Below are 23,053 nucleotides of genomic sequence, written 5' to 3' on the forward strand. Positions count from 1 at the left end.
GATCAGAGGCATTCGTTGCCATCCAGACGGCCATCCCACCCCGTCAGGCGCCAGAGGGAGGCGCGCAGCTGGTCGCGCCAGAGCCGCAGTTGGGATTCGGGCCGCAGATCACCGGTTTCGGCATCGGAGCCCGTCACCTGCCAGCCGGTGCCGGCATAGACGATCCGGGCGATCGCCAGGGTACGGGCCATGTGGGTTCCGGCTGTCACGAAGGTGAGCTGTCCGGGTCCGGGCCTGGTCTCCAGGATTCGGGCCAGGGCGGTCACCTGGCCGACGGTGTCGCAACCGGGAAGCAGGCGCAACAGATTCGAGGTGTCCTGGGGCCAGAGCCTTCGGTTGCGGAGGTGGTTGTAGGTGATGGCCTGGTACTCGGCATTGCCCTGCAGGACGAGCAACGCCCCTGGCCGCTCCCGCCAGAGCAGCAGGGCCGATTGGCTCCGCCAGGGATCCTCGATGAAAGCGGTGATCACCTGGGTTCCTTGTCTCTTGTTCGCCTTGGGCTCCGCGATGGTGTCTCTCGTCGGCCGTGACCCCGGTCCCCTCGTTTTCTGCCAGGCAGGAGCGAAGAACCAGGCGACCATGGCGAGGCCGGCCAGGGCCACGGACCCGAAGCGGGCTCGGCGGTTGGCCCAGAAGCGTTGCAGGGGGGTGGCCTGGATGGTCCGGGGGGCGCTACGACGCACCCGTTGCCGCTGCCGTTTCCGGTCTGCCCCGGCCGGCCCGCTCTGCTCTGGCAAGGGAATTGACGCGCAGGCTCAGGGGAGTTTATCCGCCCCGTCCCGGTCGCTTCCACGCGCCGCTCAGCGACGGCATCCGACTCCAGAGACGCCTGACGTAGCGAAGCAGGAAGGGGATCCACCAGAGCCAGCCGAACGCCCGCCCATAGGCCAGCCGGACCTCCTGAAGCCGCCGGCGGGTCTGCTGGCCGCTGACACCCGCCTCGCCCATGTGCACCAGCTCCAGATCCAGGGCCCGGTACGAAAGGTCGGCGCAGGCACTCAGGCGGAGGAAGTAGTCGAGGTCGGCGGAGAGCCGGAAGGGTGCGGCGAACTGATCGACGCGGCGGCGGGCCCCCGGCCCGATCAGGGTGGCTTGATGGGGTGGGGTGGAGCCCAGAAACAGGTTGAGGCGATAGGCCCCACAGCTGGAGAAGGCCGTCCTGCGTCCCAGCCGGACCGCCCCGTCCTTCCCGGGCCCTGCATAACGGCCACGGCAAACCACCAGATCGGGTGGGTCGCCCCCTGGCGTGGCCGGACGGGTCGCCTTGAGCGCCTCCTCGAGTGCGCTGGGGCTGGGCGCCCAGTCGTCACTGCCCCAGCACAACAGCCAGTGGTCCGCGGGCGCGGCAAGGAAGCCCTGGTTCATGGCCCCGAAGATGCCGGGAAACGCCGGCTCCTGGGGCTGCCAGGTGAAGCGCTTGTCCCGGTGGCAGAGGGCCTCCAGCCAGGCCCGGTGCTCAGAGCCGCTGGGGCCATCGATGAACAGCACCCGCCAGTGGGGCCAGCTCTGACGCTGCAGGGAGGTGACCAGCCGGGGCAGCAGCCGGTGGGAATCGAGGGTGGGAACGATCAGGCTGAGCCCGGTGGCGGCTCCAGGGGGCAGCGGGGCGCCTGCGGCAGCGGGGGAGCTCACCCCTGGCGGCGGATCAGCACATCACCCAGGACCAGCAGGTCCATGCGGGTGCGCAGGAAGCAGTCGAGGGCCTGGGAGGGGGTGCAGACGATCGGCTCGTTTTCGTTGAACGAGGTGTTGAGCACCATCGGCACACCCGTCTGATCGGCGAAGGCCCGGATCAGGCGGTAGTAGCGGCCGTTGTCCGCCGCGTTAACGGTCTGGAGACGGCCGCTGCCGTCCACGTGGGTGACGGCCGGGATGCGGGCGCGCTGCTCCTCGCGGATCGGATACACCTGCATCATGAAGGGCACCTCCCCATCGAGGCTGAACCAGTCGCCCACCGCCTCCTCGAGCACCGAAGGGGCGAACGGACGGAACGATTCCCTCCGTTTGATCTTGAGGTTGAGGATGTCCTTCATGTCGGCGCGGCGGGGGTCGCCGAGGATCGAACGGTGGCCGAGGGCCCGCGGTCCCCATTCCATACGTCCATCGAACCAGCCGATCACCAGCCCCTCGGCGATCGCCGCCGCCACCTGCTCACAGAGGGCGTCTTCCTCCGGTCGCTCCAGGCTGCACTGGGCCTGCTCCAGGGCCGCGCAGGTGTTAGGGCTGGCGAGCAGCTCCTCCACTTCTCCTGGTGCCGGCTGGCTGCCCAGGTAGGCATGGCGCATCGGCGCGCTGCGGGACCGTCCCAGGCCGTGCCACACATCCAGGGCGGCGCCGAGGGCGCCCCCGGCGTCACCGGCGGCCGCCTGCACATAGACCCGCTGGAACGGGGTGGCCAGGGTCACCTTGCCGTTGGCGACCGAGTTGGCACCGCAGCCGCCGGCGATGCAGAGCTGGTCGCTGGGGTGGCTTCGGTGCAGGGCCCGCAGCAAGTGGAAGAAGGCTTCCTCGTACATCGCCTGGGCCGAACGGGCGATGTCCATGTGGTGCTGCTGGAGTGGCTCCTCCGCCTGGCGGGCAGGGCCGAGCAGGGCTTCCAGCTCCGGGCTCCAGTGGCCGCCCACCACCGGGGCCCCGTTGCTCCACTGGTGTGGCAGCTTCTGGGTGGCGTGCAGGAAATAGCGCAGATCCAGCCGATAGGTGCCGTCGGACTGGAGCCTCACGATGCGGCGCATGGCCTCCATCCGGGTGGGCTGGCCGTAGGGCGCCAGTCCCATCACCTTGTATTCGTCGCCGTAGTTGGGGAAGCCCAGGTACTGGGTGATGGCTGTGTAGAAGGCGCCCAGGGAATGGGGGAACCAGATCTGACCATCGAGGCTGAGCTGGTTGCCCTGGCCATGGCCCCAGGCGCCGCTGGCGAAGTCGCCGAAGCCATCCACCGAGATCACGGCCGCCTCCTGGAAGGGGGAGGCGAAAAAGGCCGAGGCCAGGTGGGCTCGGTGGTGCTCCACGAAGTGCAGTCGGGCCCCGATCTCGGCCCCTGGGAAGGCCAGGGCCAGCTGCTGGGCCAGGCCGGCCCGTTCGCGTTTGTTGCGCCAGCGCGCCACCAGGAAGCGGGGATCGGGGCGGTGCCCCAGGGTGTAAGCCACCTTGCGCCAGCGGTGGGCCCCCGGCTGGGAGTTGATGGCGATGTGGTCGAGATCGGCCGGCCCCACGCCGGCATCGGCCAGACACCAGGCCATGGCCTCGGAGGGAAAACCGGCCCAATGCTTGATGCGACGGAAGCGCTCCTCCTCGGCGGCGGCGACGATCACCCCATCCCGGACCAGGGCGGCGGCCGCATCGGCGTGGAAGGCATTGATGCCCAGGATGAGCGTCATGAAGCGGGTGAACCGGTTGGCGGGGGCGGGGTGTCGCTGGAGGCGTCGGCCAGCCTCGGACGGGTCCGAGGCTCCACGCACCGTTGCAGCGTCATGGAGCCGGGAGGCCGGCTCTCAGGATCGGATCGGCCTCGACATCCCCGAATGGAAGGACGGAACACGGGAGCCAATGACCCGGCGGGTTGGGCATCCAGCGGCAGCCGGATCCTAGGGGACATGTCCAGGGGCAACCTGAGGGCGCAAGGCGGCGTGTCGTTCACGGGTGTGGGGCCGCAGACAGGCTGACGCCGAGGTGAACCTCCAGCCAGTGCTGCAGCACCATCAGGCTCCAGCGCCGGTACCAGGGCGCCAGGTCGATTCCCCGGGGGGTCGTGGGCAGTCGCAGGGCCAGGGGTGAGGCCGGGTCGTCGAGCCACAACTGGAACGGGAAGCGGAACCCCTGCTTGGGGCGGTTCAGAAACCAGCCGGGCAGCTCCGGCAGGCTGTCCGCCAGCAGCTGCTTGCCTTCCGCCAGCCGCAGGGCGGCGGGGATCGGCGCCAGCCGGCGCTGCAGCTGGGCATCGACCAGGGGCAGGCGCAATTCCAGGCCGGCAGCCATGGCCATCACATCGCTGTCCGGCAGCAGCTGGTTGCGCAGGTAGCGGGTGCCTTCCAGCCAGGCCACCCCTTCGCGCCCGCCCGGTGCCTCTCCCCCGCCAGCTTCGCCGGCCGCCGGCGCGCCAGGAGAGGCGCTGAGCCCCCAGTGCGCCAGTAGGCGCTCGGTTTCGGTGGGGGAGAACAGTCCCCGGAAACATCCGTAGGCCTGGCCGAGAGACGCGGGGGCCTCCAGCAACCCCGTGATCCGCTGCAGCCTGGCCCGGCGCCCCTGGGGCAGCCGGTGCAGGAGCCACGCCGCCGGCGGACCGGCCGGCCCGATGCGGCGGCGCCAGCGGCAGAGTTTCGGCACCATCCGGAAGCTGGGGTAGCCCCCGAACAGTTCATCGCCGCCAAGACCGGAGAGGGCCACCTTCAGCCCGTGTTCCGTGGCCAGCCGGGCCACACACCAGGTGTTGTATCCGTCGATGGAGGGCTGGTCCTGGCTGGCCAGGAAGGCGGGCAGCCACTGCCGGGCCTGGTCGGCCGTGAGGTTCAGGGGCGTGTGATGGGCCCCGAAGTGAGCGGCGATGCGGCCCGCCGGCCCGGATTCATCGAAGCCGTCGGCTCCTGCCGCCTCGAACCCGATGGTGAAGGTGTGCAGGCCCCGGGGTGCCAGCGCCAGCAGGGAGGCGGAGTCGAGTCCGGCGCTGAGGAACAGCCCCACGGGCACATCGCTGACCATGTGGGCGGCCACGGAGTCCTCGAGCGCCGAGCGGGTGAGGGCCACGGCCTCGGCCGCCGTCATGCCGGTGTCGGTGGTGGCACCGGCGAGGCTCTCTGGCAGGGCCCCCCAGGGATGCACGGCGAGCTCACCCTCGCGCCAGCTGGCGGCGTGGCCGCAGGGCAGGCGCTGGACCCCTGCCACCATGGTGGCGGGCTCCGGCACCGATCCGGTGGCCAGGTAGCGAGCCAGGGACTGGCGATCCAGCTCGGGCTGCTGTGGATCCGCCGCCAGCAAGGCCCGCAGTTCCGAGGCGAAGGACAGGGACCCCCCAGCACCGCTGCGCAGGTAGAGGGGTTTGATGCCGTGGGGATCACGGGCGAGCAGGGCGCTGCGCTCGCGGCTGTCGTACAGGCAGAAGGCGAACATGCCGCGCAACGCCTCCAGCCCGTCCCGTCCCCAGCGGATCAGCCAGGCCAGCAGCACCTCGGTGTCGCCGCTGCCTCGGAACTGCTGCCCCTCCGCTTCCAGCCGGCGGCGCAGCTCGGCGTGGTTGTAGATCTCGCCGTTGAAGACCAGCTGCCAGCGGCCGCAGGGGGAGGCCATCGGCTGGTGGCCCAGGGGAGAGAGGTCCAGGATCGCCAGGCGCCGGTGGACCAGGCAGGCGCCGGCGTCCTGCCAGACGCCGGCGTCATCGGGTCCCCGGTGGGCGAGGCGGGGGCCGACCCTGGCGGCGAAGTCGCCCGGTTCCCGGCCCAGCTGGCCCGCGATGCCGCACATCCGCTCTAGGCCTCCAGGTGGGCCCGAAAGGTGCGGCGGGCCGCCTCCGGGCTGGCCTGCTCCCGCACCCAGGCCAGCGCCCCAGCGGAGAGGCGGTCGCGGAGGCCGCGATCGGCACAGACCGCCGCGATCGCCGCCGCCATGGCGGTGGGCTCGTTGGCCACCAGCTGGCCCGTGCAGCCGGCGATCACGTAATCCTCGGGGCCGCCACAGCGGGTGCTGACCACGGGGACCCCGCAGGCCATCGCCTCGAGGGCCGCGATGCAGAGGCCCTCCTGGTGGGAGGGGATCACAAACAGATCCAGTTCCTGCAGCACCTCCGCCAGGGCGCTGGGGCCAAGACAAGGGTGGCACTGCACCCGTCCTTCGAGTCCCATCGCCGCCAGGGGGCCCTCAAGGCGATGGACGTCCTGTTCGCCCGCCAGGACGAGTTGCACCGGACGCCCCCCCGCGACGAGTCGGGCCACGGCCTCGAGCAACAGGGTGATGTGTTTGCGCGGGTCGCCATAGCGACCGGCAAAGCCAATGCGCCAGGGCACCAGGCGATCGGGGGCGGGATGGAAAATGGCGGGATTCACCGGCATGCGCATCACCCCGTCCATGGGGCGGTGGGCGATGGCCTCAAGGGCCGCTGCCGTGTAGCCGCTCAACGCCAGGATCCTCCCCCGGGGGGCCTGGAGCACCTGACGTTCCAGCCGTCGCAGCACCGGGCCGTTGAGGCTCCGGTCAAGCAGCCGCCTCGGCCTGGAGAAGCGTTTGACGCGGTCGACCCGGTCGTCCTGCCAGGGGGTGGCCACCCAGGCCAGAAAGGGGATCCCCAGCCTGGCGAAGGGGGTGGCGCAGAGGGGATTGCCGGTGACCGACAGATGCAGATCGCAGCTGGCGATCAGCTGGCGCCAGGCGCGCCTGGGCAGGTAATGGGTGAACTCCAGCTCCGGCAGCCAGGCCCCCAGGCCATGGCCTTCATGGCCTCCATAGACCTGCCGCTCCATCTGGCCAGGCCGCCGGCCGCTGGGGATGGCATGCAGGGGAACGGACAGCCGTCGATGGGTGCTCCAGGGGGCATACCAGGCGAAGACAGGCTCGATGTCGAGCTCTTCGAGCATCCTGGCGACGGCGGCGGTCATGGCGGGTACACCCCCATCCACCGGCTCGATGGTGCTGATCAGGGCCCGTGGCCGCCTCATTGTTTGAGCCAGCCGAACAGGTCCCGGTTGTCGCGAACCCAGCGGATGAGATGGCGCACGCCCGCATCGACGCTGATCTCCGGCGACCAGCCCAGCTGCTCGGCGGCCTTGGTGACGTCGCAGATGAACACGGGCTGGTCGCCTGGTCGGGACTGGCCGCTGAGGGGGGAGAGGGTGATGGCCAGCTCCTCCTCGAGAAAGCGCAGAAGATCCCGCAGACAGAGGGTGTTGACGGGGCCGCCGCCGATGTTGAAGGCCTGGCCGCTGATCGTGTCGCGGTGGTTCCAGGCGGCTTCGTAGGCCCGGGCCAGGTCTCGCACGTCGAGCACGTCCCGGGTCTGCCAGCCGTCGCCGTAAAGGGTGATCGGCCGCTCCAGCAGGGCGGCGATGCTGAACCAGGCCACCCAGCCCTGGTCCTCGATGCCGAACTGGCGGGTGCCGTAGATGCAGGACTGCCGGAAGGCACAGGTGTGCAGGTCGTAGATGCGGGCGTAGTCGATCGTGTACTGATCGGCGACCCCCTTGGAGCAGCCGTAGGGGGAGTGGAAGTCGAGGGGCTGGCTCTCCGGGACGCCGGCGGGCAGATCCCGGAAGCGATAGCCATGGGCTGTCAGTTCCACCGGCACGGTTTCCATGCCGCCGTAGACCTTGTTGGTGGAGGCGTAGAGCACGAAGCTCTCGGGGGAATGGAGCCTGACGGCCTCCATCACGTTGAAGGTCCCCAGGGCGTTGATCTCGAAGTCTTCCCGCGGGTTGGTGTAGGAGGTGGTAACCGCCACCTGGGCCGCCAGGTGCAGCAGCATCGAGGGGCGCAGGCTGGCCACGACGTCGGCAAGGGCCTCGGCCTGGCGGATGTCGACCCGATGAAAAACGATGGCGGGATGCTTCTCCAGCAGCCAGCGGAGGTTGTCCTCGGTGCCCCGACGGGACAGGTTATCGAGGACCACGACCTCCCACCCCAGGGAGGCGAAGTGCTGGGCGGCGTTGACACCGATGAAACCGGCGCCGCCGGTGATCAGGATCGAAGGCATCGAGATGGACGAGGCGAGGGAACCGACGGGAACAGGGCGGCGGGCGGAGGAGACTTCCGATCGCGAAGGGTATGGAAGAGCGGCGGAGAGTGGAAGCCTCCGGCGGTCAGGCCGGACCTTAATCCAACATCCAGATCCTTAGGGATCTTGCGCTCTCTCACGGTGGCGTTGAGAGGCGGGGGTGATCCTCCAGAAGCATGAGATGCAGCAGGAGTTCGGCATACATGCGCTGCTGGGCATAGGCCCAGCCGCGCCAGCCCTCGAGCAACCCTCCTTTCCAGAGCAGACAGAACAAAAGGGCGGCGAAGGGAGCCAGGGGTGTGTGCTTGCGGAGTCGATCCGCCAGCGACAGTTGGCCGGAGGGAGTGACGCGCAGTTTGGCGGCTTCGATCGCCAGGTAGGTCCCCTGGGAGGTCAGCCAGCGCTGCAAGGGTTTGCGGTCGTCGTGGAAGATCGGCTGCCGCAGGGGTTTGATCAGGCCCGGAAGAGCGATGCGGTGCCCATGGCCGTCGTTCTGATAGCGGCCCAGTCCCCGGCGGTAGAGGCTGATCCTGGGTGGCAGCATGCCGCTGCGCAGGGGACGGCCGCCGATGCAGTAGCGGAACGGGATGGCGAAGCCTGAGACTTCTGTGTTGTCCGGATCCCTGATCACCGTTTGGATTTCGCTCGCCAGCGACGGCGGGATCCGGTAGTCCGCATCAAGGCTGAGGACCCAGGGGGTGTCGATCTGATCCAGACCGAAATTGCACTGGTCAGCGAAGTTGTCGAAGGGTCGGTGGAGCACCCGTACGGCGGCATTCGTGGCGAGGATCGAGAGAGTGGCGTCGCTGCTGCCACTGTCAATCACCACGATGGAGTCCAGCCAGCCCAGATGATCGAGTGTGCGGGCAATATTCGCCTCCTCATTGTAGGTGAGAATCAGTGCACTCAGGAGATTGCCTGGGTTCTCTGACACTCTCATGCCAGGGGCTGGGAGCGTTGCTCCATAAGGATCTGCCGCTGCTGAAGTTGTTGCTGTTGCCACTGAGCCCACTGTTCCTGTTGCTGGGAGGCCAGAGTGGGAATGGCCAGGAAGGAACCCAGGGAAAGACTCATCAGAATCAGCACGAAGGGGTCGCCATAGAGCTGGGCGGCAGAGAAGAACGCTGGGACATTGGCCAGAGCGAAGGACATGAGTCCCATCAACAGGGCCGAGGTGGACTGAGGTAACTGCTTGAGGAGTCGGAAGTTGCGCAGCAGCACCAGGCCCAGCAGCACAAGGATCACCCCGAGAATCACCATGCCAGGGATGCCGAGTTCCAGGATCAGGCGCCCGCCGCCACCTTCGGAGACGAAGGCCACACTCTGGATCGCGTCACGGGCGGCATTTCGGACAAGGCCGCCCGTGCTGGCGCCTGCTCCCACCCCCATGCCAATGCCATCGGAGATCTCGATGGCCCTCAGGGTGGCGCCGATGCCCTGGGAGTCGAAGCGCTCGACCAGATCCTGTTGGATCGTGAGGGTGCGGTTGGTGTATTCACCGAAGTTCTCACCAAGATTCTCCGAAAGGATGAACGCGTAGAGGGGGTAGGAGATCCCTGCCACTCCAAGCACACTGGAGATCACCCGCTCCTTGGAGGCGGGGCTGGCCCTGCGGCTGAAGAGCAGCAGATAGATGGCCACGAAGGCCATGATCAGCACCTGGGCTTTGCGACGACCGGTCAGGAGGGTGAGGAAGGCAAACCCTGCCGCCATCAGCAACAGCCCGAACTGGTTGGTCGGCTTCTGGCTGGCAATGCCCATCGAGGCGGCAATGCAGGCGGCGGCCGACAGCTGCCAGGAGGCGATTTCACTGGTGCGCCAGAACCCCGAGGCCCCCTGGGCCGAGAATCCAAAGCGGAAGGTGATCAACAGCCCCTCGCCCACTTCCTTGAGAGTGGGATGGTCGACCCCCTGAAAACTGAGATAGACCGTGAACGCCATCACTGCCGAGCCGACCAGATACACGGTCAGCAAACGTTTCAGCAAGGGCAGGTTGCATCCCACCTGGAAACCCACCCACAGGCCAAAGGCCGGCGCCAGATAGAAGGCGGCTCCGATGGCGGTGAGGCGGATATCGGAAAAGCGGGCGAAACTATTGAGGCTTTGCAGTGCGATCAGGCTGAAGTAGATCGTTACCCAGCCATCGAATTGCGGTACGGTCCAGAACATCGCCCGCAGATTGAAGCGTCCCGCCCGTTCCAGGAGCACCACGCCACACAGAGCGAAGCCGATCAGCACCAGGCCGACCATGTAGGCAGGTTGGTCGGGCGTGATCTTGCGCAGGGGGTCCTGGACGAAGCCGATGATCAGCGTGACCACCAGACCGGCGCGCCAGTCACCATCGAGGAGCACGGCGGCGAGAGCTCCGAAGAGCACGATCAGCAGCAGGATGGTCATCGGCCGGCGGAGGGGGGCAGCACCTGGCGGTAGGCGTCACGCAGCTGAAGGGCGATCGTGCTCCAGGAAAAATCCGATTCCGCCAGGTTAAAGGCGGACGTCCGCATTGACAGCGAAGGCCGCACCAACGCGGTGGACAGGGTCATTGCCAGCGCTTCCGGGTCGCTGGCACAGACGAGGCCGGCTCCGGCGCGGGCCACGTCGGCAGCCACGGCCACCTCAGGAGAAAGGATGACGGGGGTGCCCATGGCAAGGGCTTCAACGGCAGCAATGCCGAAGTTCTCCGCCGCCGACGGCAGGACGTACCAGTCGGCGGCGCCCAGAGCCCGCCATTTCTCGTCCCCCTCCACGAAACCCAGCCAGCGGCAGCGGGTGTCGATGCCCAGCTCTCTGGTCTGCACCTGCAGCGCGGTGACATAACGGGGGTCCCCATCGCCGGCGATGGCCAGTTCCCAGCTGGCTTCGGGCCGCTGCCGCTGCAGCAGGGCCAGGGCCTCCAGCAACTTCTCCAGTTGCTTCTTCGGGTGCAACCGCGAGAGGAAGAGGAAGCGGACGGGCGTCGAAGGCTTCCGGACAGCCGCTGGCGCTGCCAGTGGGTCAGGGCCGCGCACCCCCAGGGGCAGCACCAGGCTCGGCGGGGCCAGGCCGAGGGCGGCCGCTTCGTCCCGCTCGGCCGTGGTGGTGAAGTGCAAGGCAGCCGCCTGATTGAGGTTGCGCCGTTCGATCAGGCGCAACAACAGACGTTTGCGGCCGCGGCTCTGGGCCAGGCTCCACGGGCTCAGCTGGCCGATGCTGCGCAGGATGTAGGGAACTCCGGCCCAGCGGGCCTGGACCATGGCGCTGGTGGAGGGATAGGAGAAAAGGGCATGGATGTGGAGCAGGTCGTACTGCTTCAGATGCCGGGCCAGCCAGAGGCTGAGCGCAGGGCTGAAGGCGAACTCCCGCAGGGCGGCCACCGGCGGACTCCAGCGGGGAAAGGCCAGCACCGGCACCCCCTGGTGCCACTGCCAGCGTCCGGTGACCAGATCCGGGTGCAGGCCTGGGCCATGGTCGTTGGTGGTGAGGATGGCGGCGTCCACGTCCTGGAGGCGCAGGGCCGCCACCATGTCGATCACGGCCCGGCTGGGGCCGCCCCGCAGCGGGCTGATCGAGGGGATGACATGCAGGATCCTCATGGCAAGGGGCGAGACGCCAGGAAGCCATCGAACGCCGCGGCCCAGGATCTGGCCACCCGGGGGGCGGCATAGGCATCGATGGCGTCCGGGTTGTGGCGCTGGTGGTCCCGGTAGGAGCCGGCCTGGCGTTGCAAGGTCACGAAGGCCTCGAAGATGGCCTCGCTGCTTTCAATGTCGCAATAGAGGCCCTTGTGCAGGTCGTTGAGGATGGCCTCGAGCGGGTTGCCAGACGGACCGGCCACCAGCACCGGGGTGGCGTGGGGGAGGTATTCGAAGAATTTCGAGGGCAGGTTGTCCGTGTGGCGAGGCCCGATCAGCACCAACAGGGCATCGGCTTGTTCGGCCAGTTGATGGGAGCGCTCGTTGCTCACGGCGGCATGGACCCGAATGCTGGTGCTCAGGCTGGGGTCGCTGCGGATGGCCGTTGTGGCCGCTTTGTAGAGATAGCCGTAGAGAAGGATTCTCAGCTCTCCGAGCCCCTCCCGCTGCCAGCGCCGCACGGCCTCCAGCAGGGGCTCGATCGGCCGCCAGGGGCCCAGGTTGCCGGGGTGGAACAGGGTCAGCGGGGTGCCGGCCGCCACCGTTGGCTCCCCGGGGACTGGCAGGCTTCTCCTGGCGGCTGGTGGCGGAAACGTGTCGACCTCGAAGCAGTCCGGCAGGAAGCGGGCGGGGGTGGCTCCCAGCAGCCCCTGCTCCCGATAGCGCTGCAGGGTGAGGGGTGAGGCGAACACCGCCCCCGTCGCCGCGGTCAGCACGGCCCGCTGGCGCTCGGGGTGGGCCGGGTGAAAGTCGCCCTTCTCCCGATGGCCGCAAGGATCGTCATAGATGGCGATGAAGGGTTTGCCGAGCTGGCTGGCCACGTCCCGGGCCACCTCAAGCACCCGGAAATCCGGGCAGATCCCCGCCACGACATCGAAGGGGATCGCCGCTGCCGTCTCCAGGGCTGTGCCCCTGAGGCCCTCGAGGGCGTGGGTCTGGGGGTCGTGGCCACCCAGCCGCTCCAGCCGCTGGTGGATCAGCTGGCGCAGGCCGAACCACAGGTGGAGCGGGTTGCCGGCCCTGCGGCGGTTCTTGCGGATGGCGCAGCGATGGGAGCGCGAGACCCGCTGGCTGTAGTGGCAGAACCGTTCCTGGCCGGGGAAGGGCTCCGGTGTGATGGCATCCAGCCGGGGATCGGGACCGACGACATGGAACTCCCAGCCCGCCGCTGGCAGATGGGGCAGCAACTTGGCGTAGCGACGGGCCTGCACGCCGCCACCCCCCGGGGGTTGCAGGGACAGGATCAGGGCCCTGGCCATCTCAGCGCGGCTCCAGCAGGGCCAGCCCCTCCAGGATGCCCTCGGCGGCGTTCCGCACGCTGAAATGGGCCTGGACGAGCTCTTTGGCCGTTGCTCCCATGCGGGCGGCCGCGGCCGGATCGGCGGCCATCTGCCCCATGGCGGCGGCCAGGGCCGCTGGCTGGCCGACGGGGCTCACCAGGCCCGTGCGGCCTTCCAGCACCAGGTCTTCGGCGCATCCCACCTGGTCGCTCACGATCGCCGGCAGGCCGCAGGCCATGGCCTCGTTCACCACCAGGCCCCAGGTTTCGCCGTGGTCGGAGGGCAACACCAGGCTGTCGGCCACCGCGTAGGCCGACGGCATTTCGGATTGATTCAGGAAGCCGGCGAAACTCACCGGCAGGCGGTGCTGGGCGGCCAATGCTCGGCAGGCCTCCTCCAGGGGGCCGCTGCCCACGAGCAGCAGATGCACCATCGGGACCAGGGGGTCGACCAGGAGTAACCGCAACGCTTCGAGCAGGTCGAGGGGACGCTTCTTGGGCTGGAGTTTGCCGGCGAACAGAAAGCAGAACGCCCCCTGGGGGATGGCCCAGCCCTGGCGCAGCTCATCCCGGCGCGGGCGCAGGGCGCTGGCCCGGTCACTGAAGTAGGCGTTGTCCACGAAGTGGGGCGAGGGCACCAGCCGCTTCTGGGGGACGCCGAACTGGCGGTACCAGCGGGCATTGGCCGTGCCGACGGGAAGCCCGACCGAGACGCCCCGGAACAGGAACCAGTAGGCGAGCGTCAGGGGCCAGGGCCTGGGGCGGAAGGCATTGGAATCCATGCGCAGCAGCACCGGCAGGCCCTGCAGGCGGGCGGCGATGAACAGCTGAACCATCCCCAGGAAATGCCAGCCGGTCAGCAGCAGGGCATCGGGCCGCTCCCGGCCGGGACCGAACCCCAGCTCCGCCAGGGGGCGTGCCAGCCAGACGCCCCGGTAGCCGGAGGTGATGCCGCGGCCGCGGCCGCTGCTGGCTTCGTGCCAGGCGTAGCCCTCCAACAGAGGCACGTCCCACTCGAAGTTGACCCCGAACCCCAGCCCCTGGGTCCGGGCGTCCGGAAGGGTGAGATACAGCACATCGCTGCGCACACCAGGGGAGGCGGCGAGGGTCTGGAACAGGGGTGTCTGGTATTGCACCGGATGGCTGCCGGCGATCAGCAACCGACGTCGGCGCGTCGGCAGCAGGGCCGGACCCCGCTTCTGCAGCCTCAGGGCCCAGACCAGGCCACGCCCTTCGGCGACCAGGGTGGGGGGGATCCACCAGGGATGGCGCAGATGGTGACGGCTGCGCACCGACCCCAGCCAGCCGCGCAGGCACCCCGCCAGGGCCGCCGGCAGGGGCTGGGTGCGCAGCTGGAAGTAGTAGCGCCCCACGGCGTGGTCGGGCTTGACGGTGGTGAGGTGCTTGCCGTAACTGCGGGTACCGCCCCGCTCGGCCCTGAGGTGGTGGATCAGGGCGCCGGGCACGTACTGGATCGGATGGCCGGCCTGGCGCCAGCGAAAGGCGAATTCAGCCTCGAAGCGGTAGGCCACCCGCACGAAGTTCTGGTCGAACCCGCCCAGGTCGAGGGCCAGCCGGCGGGGGATGGCCACGTTGCCCCCCATGAACTCCTGCACCGAGCGGGGCCGCAGGCTGTTGAACAGGAACGGTCCCTCCTCCGGATCGCTGCAGCCCCGGTGCCAGGGCTGCAGCACCCGTCCGGCGAGCATGGCCTCGGGGTCAGCGGCACCGGCCTGTGCGTGGGCGTTGAGCAGGTCCGGGTCCGGCAGGATGTCGTCGTCGAGGAACAGCACCCGCTCGCCGCTGGCCTCCTGCAGGGCCACGTTCATGGCGCCGGTGATCGAGGGGGTCGGCAGCCGCAGCCACCGGATCCGTCCCTCCGCCTGCCAGGCGTCCAGGCGCGCTTCGCAGTCGGGATCGTGGCGGGGCGTCTGGTCGACGACGAGCAGCTCGAACGGGGGGGGATCCAGCGCCAGCAGGGCGGCGACGCTGTCAATCAGCACCTGATCGCGGCCGTAGGTGGGAATCGCGACGCTGAGGGTCATGGCAGGGTGGCCAGCTTGAGCCGGGCCTTGAGGTGCCAGGGGTTGAGGCTGAGGGCCTGGCGCAGGTACTGGCGGGCCAGGTCCGGACGCTCCTGGCTGAGGCAGGCGCCAATGAAATAAGCCCCATCGGCCTGCCGACGGGGTTGGGCCCGCGAGCCGCGGCAACGGTCGCTCAGGGCCTCGGCCTCGGCCAGGACGGGCGCCTCGGGCTGGCCGCCGCGGCGGGCCTGGGTGGCCGCCACGATCAGGGCGTGGAAGGCCTCCTGTTCCTGGCGCCGCGAGCCGCTGATCGATCCTGGGGAGAGGGTGGCCTCGTAGAGCACCTCCGGCACCACCAGGTGGCTGCCGAACTCCACCATGCGGCTCCACAGATCGATGTCCTGGGCGAAATAAAACATCGGCCGATAGCCTCCGGCCCGCTCGTAGGCGCTGCGGCGCAGCATCACCGAGCCGTGGATGGCCGGTCCGGTGAGGCCATCGGCGAGCTCCTCTGGCTTCGGTGCGTTCACCCGGACCGTGGCACCCTCGGGCACCACCAGGCGCACGTGGGTGGAGCAGAGGCTGGCGTCCGGGTTCTCCTCCAGGTAGCGCAGCTGGCGCTGCAGCCGGCCCGGCAGGGAGATGTCTCCCGCATCCTGACGGGCGATGAAGCGACCGCGGGCCACCTGGCAGCCTTCGATCAGCGAGCGGGTGAGGCCCCGACCCTGCCGCTCCAGTACCCGCAGGCGCGGCTCCAAGGCGGCGCGGGCCGCCAGCAGGGCGCCGGTGTCATCGCTGGAGCCGTCGTTGATCACCACGATTTCCAGATCCACCCCCTCCTGGCTGGTAAGGGAATCGAGGGTGGCGGTGAGGCCGGCGCCGCCATTGCGAACGCCCATCACCACTGACACCAACGGTGCCGTGCCGGATTCGTGCTCCACAGGCTCCTGCATCACCTCAGGTCATGTTCCCCCCTGGGCGGGATCCTGGAGGCAGCCGTGTCCGGACCCCCATGCTCAACCGGGCCGCCCGTCCCCAGCCCAGGACGGCGGCCAGCAGCCCGTACAGGACGAACTCCAGCCGCCGGCGCCCCTGCCAGGCCCCGGTGCGGCGGGCGAGCTGGAACAGCCGCTCTGAGGCCTGCTCCGCTCCGGCGGCGCCGCACTGGCGGCTGAGCAGGAAGGCGGAGCGTGAGAAACGCGCCATCTCCGGGCTGCGGCGATCGACGCCGGCGGCCAGGGCGCTGCGCAGCAGGGAGTCCTGCGCCCTGGCCCGGTCCGCCAACTTGCGGGGGTCGAGGTGGCCCCGGTCGCTGAGGTGATCGTCGCCCATGTGGATCCGCCGCACCGATACCTCGCCTGGCACCCACACCAGCGGGGCTCCGGCGGCACCGGCCCTGCCGTCGTACTCCCAGTCCTCCTCATTGATCCACGGCTGCCAGGGGCCGATGCGGTCGAGCAGCTCGCGCCGATACAGCGGACAGCTGGTGGTCCACCAGCGCTCCAGCAGCAGCAGCGGGAACAGGCGCCCCAGGGGCTTGCCGGTGGCCCGCATCGGGCCGCGGCGCTGGATCGGGCGCCGCGAATGGTCCTCCTCCAGGCTGGGGCCATAGGCGATCTGGGCCTCGGCAGACCGCTCCAGGGCCGCCACCTGGGCGCTGAACTTGCCGGGCAGCAGCAGGTCGTCGCTGTCGAGATACTGCACGAACTCGCCGCGGCTGTGGTCGAGCCCCCGCTGGCGGGCGGCGCCGGGCCCGCCATTGGGCTGGTGGATCACCCGGATGAGGTCCGGATGGGTGGCGGCCAGGCCATCGGCCACCTCGGCGGTGTCGTCGCTGGAGCCGTCGTCGACGATGACGATCTCGATCGGCCGGTGGTCCTGGGCCAGAACGCTCGCCACCGCTTCCCGCAGCAGGGCGGAGCGGTTGTGCACCGGGATGATCGTGCTCACCAGACCGGGGGTCGCTGCGGGCCGCAGGGCAGCGATGCGCTCGAGGGCAGGACGCTGCATCACGGCGCGGGCCCGCTCCAGGTTGGGGTTGTCCCGCTGGTGCTTGAGCGGCTGGCCGCGGTGCCAGAGGTGCACGATCGGCTCGTAGCCCCAGATCCAGGTGGGACGGGTGAGGCAGCGGTCCCAGAACTCGTTGTCTTCGCCGCCCCAGCCGACGAAGCCCTCATCCATGCCCCCGATCGCGGCATAGGCCTCGGCGGTGATCGCCATCGAGCCCCCGGCCTCCAGGTTCTGCACGATCGCTTCGGCGGGCCGCTCGGCGTAGGTCTCCGAACCGGCGAGCACCGAGGCGCTATGGACCGCATCGAGATAGAAGACGAATCGCTTCGGGTTCACCACCGCATAGCCGCGGCCGATTCTCTCCAGCAGGCGGCTGGCGTAGCCGGCCGGCACCAGCATGTCGTTGTCGTGCAGCAGCAGCACCGGAGCGTGGGCCTGGCGGGCGCCCAGGTTGAACGTGTGGGAGCGGTTGTAGGGGGCGCCGGGGTCGGGCAGGGGCCCGTGGATGTGGCGCACCCAGGGGGGGAGCTGCCCGGCGATGCGGGGTTCGCTGTCCTGCTCGATCACCAGGCACTCCAGGCGCACGTCCTCCTGGGCGGCGAAGGAGTCCAGGGTGGCCAGCAGCAGGGGCAGCCGCTCGAGGCCCCGGTGGCCGATCAGCACGCTCAGCTCCGGCGGCCCCTCACTCCAGAGGGGCGCGGCGCGGCGCCGGATCGGCGCGGCCACCAGGCAGCGCTCCAGCAGGCGCCTGCCCAGTTCCGGCTGCAGCCGGGGCGCATGCAGGCGGGAGGTGAAGCGCCACAGACAGGACTGGCCAACGCCATCGGGGGCCGCTTCCAGCCGCTCGTCGCGGTTGGCGATCGCCAGGTGGGCTGGCAACGGACGGCGCAGCAACCACTCGTAGCGCAGCCGCTCCTTCAGCCAGACGCCCAGCCATTCCTTCCGGGAGGGTCCTGTCGTTTCAGTCATGGGGAGCACCGGGATGATCGAGCTGGCCCGCCGCCGCCAGCAGGTCCGCTTCTGCCGCCCCATCGGCCTCGCCACCGGAATGGGGCCACTCGCTGCCGGCGCTGCCGTGGCGGAAGCGCTGCCCCAGCAGCCGGCGCAGATCCTCGCCGCGGCGCCGGCCCAGCCAGCGATCCAGCCGTCCCGCGGGTGCCGGTGCCGGTTCAGGGGACATCTCTGAGAGCGGGGGCAGCTCCATCACCTGATGAAGCGCCCGCCGCCAGGCCGCCAGTGAGGCCGCCTCGCTGTAGCGCCCGGCCACCAGGGCGTGACCGGCCCTGGACAGCCGCTCCAGCAGGGCGCCCTGCCGCAGTCGTGCCAGCTGGGCGGCGGCGGCGGCGACATCGCCGCAGGGGAAGAGCAGGGCCGTGGCGTCGTGCTCCAGGGCCCCCTCCAGGCCCGACCCCACATAGCGGCTGCTCACCACCGCCATGCCGCTGGCCATGGCTTGCCAGGCCACGATCGGCCCCGTCTCCCAGGCGGAGGTGATCACCAGGGCATGGTGATGGCCGTAGATCTCCTCCGCCAGCCGGCGCTGGTCGACGTGGCCCAGCAGTCGCACCGTGCCGCCTGCGATCCAGGGCGCCAGGGATCGCTCCAGGGCCGGGCGCTCCTCGCCATCGCCGGCGACGCTGAGCTGCACCTCGACCCCCAGGGCCTCGAGCGCCGCCAGCAGCGGCGGCAGATCGTGCACCCGTTTCTGGGCCTGCTCCAGCCGGCCCACCCAGGCCAGCCGCAGCGTTGTGGCCGGATCGCCGCCAGGGGCCTGCCATGGCGGCACCGGCACGCCGTAGGGGGCATAGAGCACCCGGGCGGGGTCGATCCGGCCCCGCTCGCTCGCCAGCCGGCAGGCCAGCCGATTGGTGGCGATCACCGCATCGATGCCGGCGCCGTGGCGCTGCAGGTCGTCGAAGTACTCCGCCTGCAGCGCATGCAGGGTCATCACCACCCGTCCGTGAAAGCGTCCCTGGCGGCGGGCCCGCTGGGCCGCGGGGTAGAGGTCGACCAGATTGACCCCGAGTACGAGCTCGGGATTGAGACTCCCAAGCAGGGTGGCGATGGCGCGAACCCTTCCCTCGACGCTGCCGCTGGGGTTGCAAAGCGGTTGGGCGGCAAGCGCCGGATAGGCCCGGGCGTAGGGGCCATGGCGGTGATGGTCGCCGTCGGGCACCGCCACCGTCACTTCCAGTCCGCCGGCCCGCAGCCCCGGTACCAGACTCGCCAGCCAGTCCTGAACCCCGCCGAGCAGGTAGGCGGAGGGGGCGAGCACCAGCACCTTCATGGCGTTCGATCCAGATACACGACCCCCGCCCCGGACGGGATGAGGGGTGGCGTGGTCAGGAGCGGCAGGGGGGCGATGGGGCGCACGTGGTGGCCTAGCTGGCGGATATAGATCCCCTCCGGCGCCGGGCAGCTTTCCCACTTGCGGAAGAAACTCTCCTGGTTGGCGGAGGTGTATTTGCCCCAGACCCGCGCCGATTGATCATCGAAGGAGGTGGTGACCGGCTGGTCGTTCGCATGGTGCAGATAGGGGCAGTCCACTCCTCTGATCTCGACCCCGGCCAGGCTCGCCCGGGCGGTGTAGTCCATGTCCTCGAAGCCGATGCCGCTGAAGCTCTGGTCGAAGGCGCCGATGCGCTCCCAGCAGCGCCGGCCGATGGCGAAATGGGACCAGGTGTTGTTGAGCAGGGTGAGATCCACCGACTCCCAGGCCATGGCCTCGGCCCAGCGCCGCAGGTAGGGGTCGATGCGCAGATCGTCGTTGAGCACCAGGGTGGTGGCCGTCGGGCTGGCCTGGAGCAGTTCGTTCCAGAGCTGGCAGAGCCCTACCACCCGATCGTGCAGCAGGAAGCGGCGATGGGACGGCTCGCCGCTGGCCAGTTCACCGCAGATCCGCTCCAGATAACGGCTCTGGCTGGCCTGATCGCCGTGGCCGTTGACGGCCACCAGGATCGGCACCTCGGGGAACGTGCGTCGCAGGGAGCGGTAGAGGGGACGGAAGTAGCTCTCGTAGCGGGCCTCGAAGGTGGTGATCGCGATCGTGAAGCGATCGCCGAGGGGCCGCCGTGGCGGCAGCAGTGCCCTCGGAATGCGGCGACGGCCGCCATGGAGCACGGCCCGGGTGGCGAGGTAAAGACGAAGGTTGAGGCTGGAGCGGTTCATGGTGTTGGTGGTGGCTCCCGCCTCAGGGGTGCCCGAGGGCGCCGATCGCCTCCACCAGGGCGCGGTAGCGCTCCTGGGGGCGGATGTGATCGTGGAAGCAGCGGGCGCAGTCCTCCCGCCGGGCGTCCAGGTCGGCCCCCAGGTGGTGGGCTGCCGCCAGAAAGCCGGCGCCGTCGTCGACCATCACGCCGCAGCCGAAGTTTTCGACGAACTGGAAACTGGCCTGGCGGCTGCAGATCACCGGCACTCCCATGGCCAGGTACATGCAGAGTCGGTTGGAGCTGACCCCCATGGCCTGGAACTGGGGCGCCGGATTGGTGTAAACGGCCAGGCCGATGTCGTAGCCGACGGCCGATCGCCAGGCCTCCTGCCAGGACAGCCGCTCGGTCTCGATGTGGAGTCGGCCGCCCAGGCTCAGGCGCCGCAGCAGGTAGAGGGCCAGGGGATCCACCCCCAGGGGCTGGATCACAGCGCAGAGCGCCGGATCCTCATGCAGGGCATCGAGCAGCCAGTCGGCACCGGCGGTGAGGTTGAAGCCCCCGGAGATGGCCAGGGTGAGGGCTTGTGGCGCGAGGCCCCAGCGCTGACGGAGCCGCTGACGCACGAGCGAATCCCGTTCCGGCGGGTTGCGGAAACAGCCGGGGTAGACCAGCACCGGCTGGGCCGCCGGCAGGCCGGCGTAGTCACGCACCAGGGGCACCCGATGGGTGTCGTTGACGATGGTGAAGCGCGCCCGCCGGTAGGCCTGCAGGCAGAGCTGCTTCCAGCGTTTCGAGCGGGGGCCCCGGTAGCTGCCGGCGCGGATCTCGTCCCCCAGCACGAAGCTGGCTCGGCGGTGCAGACGGGCCAGGACGCCCACCACGGCGATCGGATCCTCGGTGGTGCCCGAAAAGCAGCTGTAGCGGCGCCAATGGGGACGCCAGGCCTGGCCCAGCAGCCAGCGCATCGAATAGGAGACCCGGTGGGTGGTGACTCGCTCGCCGTAGGGAGCGGTGCTGCCGCAGGGCCCCGGGGCATAGACGTGGACATCAAACCCGTTCTCCAGCAGGGCCGAGATGATCGCCTCGTTGGGGGGCGAATGCAGCAGCTCCGGCACCAGGAGGAAGTGGGCGGCGATCGGCCGTGGTGGCGAGGGACCGGTCATGGAGGAAGGGATGGCTAAAGCGCTCGGGGGGTGCGGGTGGTGCTGAGGTCGGTGGGTAGCTCCAGCCTGCCGGCGCTGTAGTCCTCCAGCAGGCGATGGGTGTAGGAGCGGATGAACTCCACCGGAAAATCCTTGCGGCCAGGCGTCGGTGCCGGTTCGCTCTTCTCCCGGGCGGCGATCCGGTCGTACCAATTGTGGTAATGGGTGATCGTGCCGTCGAGGCCGTAGAAGTTGCCGAGGCCGTAACGCAGATAGGCCAGCTCGTCGCTCCAGACCGCCGGCGGTGAGGCTGGCGTGAACAGTGGTTCGCTGGCCCGGTTGGAGACGAACACGTCCATGGGCACCCAGGTCAGCTGGCGCCGCTCCAACTCCATCGGCAGGTGGTGGGTGATGTGTGGGCCGTGGAAGTCGATCTCCAAGCGGGGACGCGGCCAGCGCCCCTTACGTCGCCAGTGAAGGCGCCGGCAGCGGCGGAAGCGCTGCGTGTGCATCAGCAGGAAGGAGCTCTCCGGCATGCCGGCCCCGAAGGGGCGGGTGAGCGGCCCGCAGCCGATGTCCTGCGGCGACACCAGCGCCACCCCATCGGTGAGACGGGAACGGCAGAGGCTGAACCACTGCTGGGACAGCAGGATCACATCCGCATGCAGCAGCAGCGTGTAGGGGGAGCGGGAGCGGCCCAGCAGGGCATTGAGCGCCTCGGGCTGGCTACAGGAGCGCTGCACCACCTCGGCGCCTCGCTCCCGGGCGATCGCCACGGAGCGGTCGGTGGAGCCGTTGTCCAGCACGCAGATCCGGGTGTTGAGCCCCCGGGTGGTGGCTTGTAGCGCCTCCAGGCAGTGGGGCAGGAACAGCTCGCTGTTCCAGCTGGTGATGCCGACGAAGAGTTCCGGTGTCGTCATGGTCGGGGAAGGAGGCGCAGGCGCCGCAACAGCCGCACCGGCAGCTGACGTTCCAGGGCCTGGAGGCGCTCGCCGAGGGCAGATTTTTCCTTCAGCAGCCGCTGCACCAGCCGCTCCAGCGGCTCGCTGGCCCCGTAGCGGGCGTAGATGGTGGCCAGTTCGGACGGAAAGCGTTCCCCCTGGCGCCGGGTCTTCACGGTGGCGTAGTAGCGCATGGCCCCCAGTTTCTCCTGGGTGACCAGGCCGCTGCAGCGCTGGGAAAAGCGCCACCAGAGGTCGTAGTCCATCAGCAGGCTCAGGCCCTCGTCCACCCCGCCGGCCTCTTGCCAGAGGGAGGCACTCCAGAAGCAGCTCTGCTGCAGCAGGAAGCAGTCGTTCTCGATGGCCAGCAGGGTCTGCTCCGATCCCTCCCGGGCGGGCACATGGCGCAGAAACTGCTGGTCGGCACTGATGATGTCGCCGCTGCCGATCACCCAGCGGCCGGAGGGGTCGGCGGCGAAGCAGGCCAGAACGGAGTGGAAGGCTCCCGGCAGGTAGAAGTCGTCGGAGTTGAGCCAGGCGAGGACCGACCCGCTGGCTCGGCGGAACCCCTTGTTGATGGCGTCAGACTGGCCCCGGTCGGGTTCGCTGATCAGCACCCTGATCCAGGGCCGGTAGCGCTCAAGCACTGCCGGGGTGGCATCGGTGCTGCCCCCGTCCACCACGATGATCTCGACGTTGTCGTAGCCCTGCCAGAGAATCGAGAGCAGGGTGTCCTCGATGTAGGGCCCCTGGTTGAGGGTGGGGATAACGATCGAGAACAGGGGCCGGCTAGGGTCCTTGCTGAACCGTTCGGGCACGCTGGGCGGGGCGGCTGAGGTCCAGCCGTAGAGGGGATGAGTGGCGGGCAGGGGGGCCTCAACCATGGTGGGGCCGCTCCACCGAGATGGCCCGTCCCATGCACCCCGACGGCAGGAGAACCACGTCATCTATGCCGGACTCCCGGCGTGCCCTGGCCCGACTTCGTTCCCAAGGGCCGTCGCTGTCGCTGAAACCCACGCTGGCCGCGGCCGCGGCAGCCCCGTCATGAGAGGAAACTTCGCGGCAGAGAAGGCCATGGACGGCATGGCGCCGGAGGATGGCCATGCCCCAGGTCGGAGTCGGAAGCCGAATGAGGTGCCGCCCCAGCTTCAACATCGGAAGGTCGTGTCCAGCCATAATTACCGCCGGCTGGGTCCGGGAT

General features: G+C 69.4%; 18 protein-coding genes. All 18 read right to left on the minus strand.

All coding sequences use genetic code 11. The features are described from left to right. Positions 1-2: 2 nt before the first annotated feature. The 18 genes from VB739_RS01630 to VB739_RS01715 all read right to left on the minus strand — a co-directional run bounded on the left by VB739_RS01630 (position 3) and on the right by VB739_RS01715 (position 22,736). Entirely contained in the window at positions 3-737 is a 735-nt protein-coding gene (locus tag VB739_RS01630; RefSeq protein ID WP_323355401.1) for a hypothetical protein, read from the minus strand. Positions 738-765: 28 nt separating this feature from the next. Next, positions 766-1,632, minus strand: coding sequence for a glycosyltransferase family 2 protein (locus tag VB739_RS01635; protein WP_323355402.1), 867 nt, complete (start codon positions 1,630-1,632; stop codon positions 766-768). Beyond that, complete coding sequence (locus VB739_RS01640; protein WP_323355403.1) at positions 1,629-3,380, minus strand: carbamoyltransferase; 1,752 nt, start codon at positions 3,378-3,380, stop codon at positions 1,629-1,631. Before VB739_RS01640 ends, VB739_RS01635 begins: the two co-directional genes overlap by 4 nt. Positions 3,381-3,636: 256 nt before the next feature. Further along, positions 3,637-5,457 carry an asparagine synthase (glutamine-hydrolyzing) gene (asnB, locus tag VB739_RS01645; RefSeq protein ID WP_323355404.1) on the minus strand — a complete coding sequence of 607 codons (1,821 nt, stop codon included), beginning with the start codon at positions 5,455-5,457 and terminating at the stop codon, positions 3,637-3,639. 5 nt (positions 5,458-5,462) lie between these two features. Beyond that, a complete protein-coding gene (locus VB739_RS01650; protein WP_323355405.1) occupies positions 5,463-6,644 on the minus strand; it encodes a glycosyltransferase family 4 protein in 1,182 nt (393 codons plus the stop codon). Next, complete coding sequence (locus VB739_RS01655; RefSeq protein ID WP_323355406.1) at positions 6,641-7,675, minus strand: SDR family NAD(P)-dependent oxidoreductase; 1,035 nt, start codon at positions 7,673-7,675, stop codon at positions 6,641-6,643. The genes VB739_RS01650 and VB739_RS01655 overlap by 4 nt, the downstream gene beginning before the upstream one ends. 157 nt (positions 7,676-7,832) lie before the next feature. Next, positions 7,833-8,636: a glycosyltransferase family 2 protein gene (locus VB739_RS01660; RefSeq protein WP_323355407.1), complete on the minus strand. Its 804-nt coding sequence runs from the start codon at positions 8,634-8,636 to the stop codon at positions 7,833-7,835. Beyond that, positions 8,633-10,093 (minus strand): hypothetical protein, encoded by a 1,461-nt coding sequence (locus VB739_RS01665; protein ID WP_323355408.1) that lies wholly within the window; start codon positions 10,091-10,093, stop codon positions 8,633-8,635. The genes VB739_RS01660 and VB739_RS01665 overlap by 4 nt, the downstream gene beginning before the upstream one ends. Beyond that, positions 10,090-11,268, minus strand: a complete 1,179-nt coding sequence (locus VB739_RS01670; protein ID WP_323355409.1) for a glycosyltransferase — start codon at positions 11,266-11,268, stop codon at positions 10,090-10,092. The genes VB739_RS01665 and VB739_RS01670 overlap by 4 nt, the downstream gene beginning before the upstream one ends. Continuing rightward, positions 11,265-12,566, minus strand: coding sequence for a hypothetical protein (locus VB739_RS01675; protein WP_323355410.1), 1,302 nt, complete (start codon positions 12,564-12,566; stop codon positions 11,265-11,267). Before VB739_RS01675 ends, VB739_RS01670 begins: the two co-directional genes overlap by 4 nt. 1 nt (position 12,567) lies before the next feature. Beyond that, positions 12,568-14,631: a glycosyltransferase gene (locus VB739_RS01680; RefSeq protein WP_323355411.1), complete on the minus strand. Its 2,064-nt coding sequence runs from the start codon at positions 14,629-14,631 to the stop codon at positions 12,568-12,570. Then, positions 14,628-15,563 carry a glycosyltransferase family 2 protein gene (locus VB739_RS01685; protein WP_323355412.1) on the minus strand — a complete coding sequence of 312 codons (936 nt, stop codon included), beginning with the start codon at positions 15,561-15,563 and terminating at the stop codon, positions 14,628-14,630. The genes VB739_RS01680 and VB739_RS01685 overlap by 4 nt, the downstream gene beginning before the upstream one ends. A 4-nt stretch (positions 15,564-15,567) precedes the next feature. Next, positions 15,568-17,589, minus strand: a complete 2,022-nt coding sequence (locus VB739_RS01690; protein WP_323355413.1) for a glycosyltransferase — start codon at positions 17,587-17,589, stop codon at positions 15,568-15,570. After that, the gene (locus VB739_RS01695) at positions 17,582-18,907 is read right to left on the minus strand and encodes a glycosyltransferase family 4 protein (RefSeq protein ID WP_323355414.1); all 1,326 of its coding nucleotides are present in this window, start codon (positions 18,905-18,907) and stop codon (positions 17,582-17,584) included. The genes VB739_RS01690 and VB739_RS01695 overlap by 8 nt, the downstream gene beginning before the upstream one ends. Continuing rightward, on the minus strand, positions 18,904-19,788 hold the full coding sequence (locus tag VB739_RS01700; RefSeq protein ID WP_323355415.1) for a hypothetical protein: 885 nt from the start codon (positions 19,786-19,788) through the stop codon (positions 18,904-18,906). Before VB739_RS01700 ends, VB739_RS01695 begins: the two co-directional genes overlap by 4 nt. Before the next feature lie 22 nt (positions 19,789-19,810). Continuing rightward, positions 19,811-20,932: a hypothetical protein gene (locus VB739_RS01705; protein ID WP_323355416.1), complete on the minus strand. Its 1,122-nt coding sequence runs from the start codon at positions 20,930-20,932 to the stop codon at positions 19,811-19,813. A 14-nt stretch (positions 20,933-20,946) separates the two neighbouring features. Continuing rightward, positions 20,947-21,831 carry a glycosyltransferase gene (locus VB739_RS01710; protein WP_323355417.1) on the minus strand — a complete coding sequence of 295 codons (885 nt, stop codon included), beginning with the start codon at positions 21,829-21,831 and terminating at the stop codon, positions 20,947-20,949. Next, the gene (locus VB739_RS01715) at positions 21,828-22,736 is read right to left on the minus strand and encodes a glycosyltransferase family 2 protein (RefSeq protein ID WP_323355418.1); all 909 of its coding nucleotides are present in this window, start codon (positions 22,734-22,736) and stop codon (positions 21,828-21,830) included. Before VB739_RS01715 ends, VB739_RS01710 begins: the two co-directional genes overlap by 4 nt. Positions 22,737-23,053 lie beyond the last annotated feature (317 nt).

It is taken from the genome of Cyanobium gracile UHCC 0281 (assembly GCF_034931305.1).
Taxonomy (GTDB): domain Bacteria; phylum Cyanobacteriota; class Cyanobacteriia; order PCC-6307; family Cyanobiaceae; genus Cyanobium; species Cyanobium gracile_A.

Coding starts and splice junctions, on each gene's coding strand:
- VB739_RS01690 (WP_323355413.1), bottom strand. CDS start 17,589: ATGACTGAAACGACAGGACCCTCCCGGAAGGAATGGCTGGGCGTCTGG.
- asnB (WP_323355404.1), bottom strand. CDS start 5,457: ATGTGCGGCATCGCGGGCCAGCTGGGCCGGGAACCGGGCGACTTCGCC.
- VB739_RS01650 (WP_323355405.1), bottom strand. CDS start 6,644: ATGAGGCGGCCACGGGCCCTGATCAGCACCATCGAGCCGGTGGATGGG.
- VB739_RS01670 (WP_323355409.1), bottom strand. CDS start 11,268: ATGAGGATCCTGCATGTCATCCCCTCGATCAGCCCGCTGCGGGGCGGC.
- VB739_RS01655 (WP_323355406.1), bottom strand. CDS start 7,675: ATGCCTTCGATCCTGATCACCGGCGGCGCCGGTTTCATCGGTGTCAAC.
- VB739_RS01695 (WP_323355414.1), bottom strand. CDS start 18,907: ATGAAGGTGCTGGTGCTCGCCCCCTCCGCCTACCTGCTCGGCGGGGTT.
- VB739_RS01665 (WP_323355408.1), bottom strand. CDS start 10,093: ATGACCATCCTGCTGCTGATCGTGCTCTTCGGAGCTCTCGCCGCCGTG.
- VB739_RS01705 (WP_323355416.1), bottom strand. CDS start 20,932: ATGACCGGTCCCTCGCCACCACGGCCGATCGCCGCCCACTTCCTCCTG.
- VB739_RS01685 (WP_323355412.1), bottom strand. CDS start 15,563: ATGCAGGAGCCTGTGGAGCACGAATCCGGCACGGCACCGTTGGTGTCA.
- VB739_RS01700 (WP_323355415.1), bottom strand. CDS start 19,788: ATGAACCGCTCCAGCCTCAACCTTCGTCTTTACCTCGCCACCCGGGCC.
- VB739_RS01640 (WP_323355403.1), bottom strand. CDS start 3,380: ATGACGCTCATCCTGGGCATCAATGCCTTCCACGCCGATGCGGCCGCC.
- VB739_RS01710 (WP_323355417.1), bottom strand. CDS start 21,831: ATGACGACACCGGAACTCTTCGTCGGCATCACCAGCTGGAACAGCGAG.
- VB739_RS01715 (WP_323355418.1), bottom strand. CDS start 22,736: ATGGTTGAGGCCCCCCTGCCCGCCACTCATCCCCTCTACGGCTGGACC.
- VB739_RS01675 (WP_323355410.1), bottom strand. CDS start 12,566: ATGGCCAGGGCCCTGATCCTGTCCCTGCAACCCCCGGGGGGTGGCGGC.
- VB739_RS01680 (WP_323355411.1), bottom strand. CDS start 14,631: ATGACCCTCAGCGTCGCGATTCCCACCTACGGCCGCGATCAGGTGCTG.
- VB739_RS01660 (WP_323355407.1), bottom strand. CDS start 8,636: ATGAGAGTGTCAGAGAACCCAGGCAATCTCCTGAGTGCACTGATTCTC.